This is a genomic window from Phormidium pseudopriestleyi FRX01 (assembly GCF_017313335.1).
Lineage (GTDB): Bacteria > Cyanobacteriota > Cyanobacteriia > Cyanobacteriales > Laspinemataceae > Laspinema > Laspinema pseudopriestleyi.
The window spans coordinates 1-2,939 of the sequence record NZ_JAFLQW010000623.1 but is presented as its reverse complement, the minus strand read 5'-3'; the positions used below and the strand labels follow the sequence as shown (position 1 = coordinate 2,939).

2 protein-coding genes are annotated in these 2,939 nt (G+C 47.4%); one reads left to right on the top strand and one right to left on the bottom strand.

Annotation, left to right across the window (positions count from 1 at the left end; all coding sequences use genetic code 11):
* Nucleotides 1-697: 697 nt before the first annotated feature.
* Nucleotides 698-859 carry a hypothetical protein gene (locus J0895_RS23690; RefSeq protein WP_207090448.1) on the top strand — a complete coding sequence of 54 codons (162 nt, stop codon included), beginning with the start codon at nucleotides 698-700 and terminating at the stop codon, nucleotides 857-859.
* Between the two features lie 494 nt (nucleotides 860-1,353).
* Here the strand turns inward: J0895_RS23690 and J0895_RS23685 are convergent, their stop codons facing one another.
* Nucleotides 1,354-2,496, bottom strand: coding sequence for a ferrochelatase (locus J0895_RS23685; protein WP_207090447.1), 1,143 nt, complete (start codon nucleotides 2,494-2,496; stop codon nucleotides 1,354-1,356).
* Between the last annotated feature and the right edge of the window lie 443 nt (nucleotides 2,497-2,939).

Sequence of the window (2,939 nt, the reverse complement as noted above, 5' to 3'; positions counted from 1 at the left end):
ATGACAGGGCAGGGAACTAGCTTCGCATCTCCTTGGTGTCGTGACTCAAAAAACGTAGTCAGTTAAGACGATAGCTGGTCAGAATAGGCTTGCGGGATTTCTCTTACAAGCCCCTAGCTTCAGCTATGGGGTTCCTGACATTCAATCGCTTCACCTGTGCCTGTTTGAAGTGGTCTATGCTGAGGTCCCAAAGATGAACTCTCGGCGATTTATCCCTCGAAATTAGGTCCCGTTTCTAGTTTAACGTTTGTTCGCTCGCAATGCCTTGATCCCTATTGATCCTGCAATTAAAACCCTCCCCCTGGACGATCTACCCAAGGGGAGGGTTTAATGCCTGCCGAATCGAGGGATCCGGTATCTGTTGACCTTCACGCGACTCCACCGACGATTGGGTTAGGGTCGGGTTAGAGACGGACGGTGCAGACTGGGGATGGCATTTGGTCCTATTTAGCTGTTAAGAATGCTGATTGAGAATATGGCCTAGAGGTTAGAAGCCGCAACGGAAGTTAGCCTTGGGGAGACCGGGAAAATGTGCGATCGCTATCGAGTTTAATGGGATGAAATTGCCACTACTATCACGGCAGCAAAGCTCAGAGTGACGACTTGCAGGGCGATTGTGCCGAATAACCACAGAAAAGGTTTCCACGTATAATCCATAAATGACTCCTCCTCAACACCGTGAGGAATACTGACGTTCATGCTCAACGAATTTTCCATCAATTTGGGTGATCCGATCGCCTTCGGTTGTGCGATCGTGATCACCGGGGATTTCAATCGTGATGGCACGGACTGCGGTTTCCCAGTTTTGGGGATCGCTAGAGAGCTTATCATACTTGTGATCCCGGTAGGCGATCGCTAGGACTGACGGGTAAAAGAATGGATGGATTCTTATTTTCCTGATGCTCCATTTTTATCCAATTTCTGACTTTCAAGGTCTTTTGACTCTCCCTCACCATAACAAAATGTACGCACTAGACGATGGGAAGGGGCTTTCTCCTGGAAGAAAGCCCCTATAAACATAAACGACTCAATTTCGAGCAATTGTGTCAGTTTTCTAATTTAGCATCCAATCCATGACAGCATTTTTCTGAATTATCCCTCTATTCAAGAGATTCTCTGGAGGTTCATCCCAAGCCCCCAGTCCGAGTGTCTCTGTAAGACTCTCGTTTTTGATGAATTGTTTCATCCGGGGATGTCCGACCAGTTTACCACAGAAACTGATATCTGTTTGCTAACTTCACCGGACGAAACCCGTCTTCCTCTGGAAAACGGGTCCCTTGATTATCCGGTGATTTCACTCCATAGGAGGAACACAACTTATATGCGATCGCCTCTCCACCTTAAGATAGATTTTTAGTGATGGTGTTGATGGTGATGGGTGTGAGGGACTGCAACTAATGGGGTTCCGGCTACCGCCGCGCGATCGCTGAGTAACTCTTCAATCAGGGGGTTCGCCCATTCTGCCACCATTCTCAAAAACTCCGGCTGTTCGTTCACACAGGGCATCTGAATATAACTCACATCGGAGTGGCGTTTTTCTAAATCATGAATAATATGATGCACATCCAGCAGGGTTTCATGATTTTCTGTCGCAAACCCGATCGGCATAAACACAACAGCTTTAGCACCGAGTTGGATCAAGTTCTGTGCAGCCAGAGTTGCATTCGGTTGAGTCCAGTCAATCAAAGGGGTTTGGTGATTCAGCCAACCCACGGAAATCAGAGGATAGCGCTCAATCAGCTTATCCCGCACTGCATCATAGAGAGCTTGACTTTCGGTAATTCCCGAAGTAAAACCTTTTGCCTTGTGAGGGCAACCGTGATTCATTAGCACAATTCCGATTTGTGAGGCGAGATGTTCCCCAGTGAGTTCAGCAGCAATGGTTTGTTCGACCATTTGTGCCATCAAATTGATATAGCCGGGTTGGTTATAAAAAGAAGGGATATATCGCATATCCTTAACCCAATGTTCGCCATTGCCATCCTTGAGCTTTTCTAGGGCTAAATTGACTTGTTCTACGGCAATACCGCTGGTAAAGATAGAATCGACCACTAACAGGGGATAGATTAGCAGTTTATCAAATCCTTCCGCTTTAATTTGTGTGAGAACTTGCTCTGGAAGGTGCGGTGCACAGAAGTTAAAGGCTTTGAAGACTTTAATGCGATCGCCCCACTGATGTTGCAGTTCATGCTCGATTCCCTCACGTTGTTTCTCAAAAATGGCATTGTGAGGGGAGATGAATTTGCCATGTTGATGACTCCACTCATGGAAATCAAAGATGGCGAGTAATTTTGCCAGGGGGGGGTATATCCAGCTTGGAACAGGTGCGAACTTCGCCGTCAGCAGATTCAGCGCTTGCTCATTGTAATTGGCGAAGTCGTCATAACTTTCGACTTCTCCATACCCCATCAATAAAACAGCGACGCGATCGCCTTGCGACTCACTGCCACTGCTGACTTGGGTTGTTACTTGTTGTTGTTCGGGACTTGCAACCACGTTTGACTCCTCAATATTCGAGTTAGGGTTCCGCGATCGGGTTCATATTGCCGATTCCCTCTAGGGTAACATCCCCTAGGGGGGGAATGAGGAGTGGGGTGAACCCAACCCGGTACTTGCAGCAACTCGAACCCACCCAGGTATGGTGGAACGATAGAGACGAAACGATGTCTGTGCGGGTTAAAGAGAAAACTGACTTTTAAAACCGGATTCCCCATAAATCCTTAACCCAGGGAGGGGGATTCCCATCCGAGGGAAAGCAGCAAAAAGCCCTCCCCTGTGTCTTCAGGGCTGTTTCATTCTCCCGGCCAAATTGATTTTTGTGTTGTTGCTAACCTTTGTCTGGCGGGGGATACAGACTGTTTTTCCTACTTGAGAGCCTAAAAGTAGGAAATAAGGACGAAAACCCTTGGGCTGTAAAGCTTACGGAGTAAGGAACATTT

Excerpts from the sequence above, each read along its gene's own strand:
- J0895_RS23690 (WP_207090448.1), top strand. The coding sequence starts at position 698 with ATGCTCAACGAATTTTCCATCAATTTGGGTGATCCGATCGCCTTCGGT.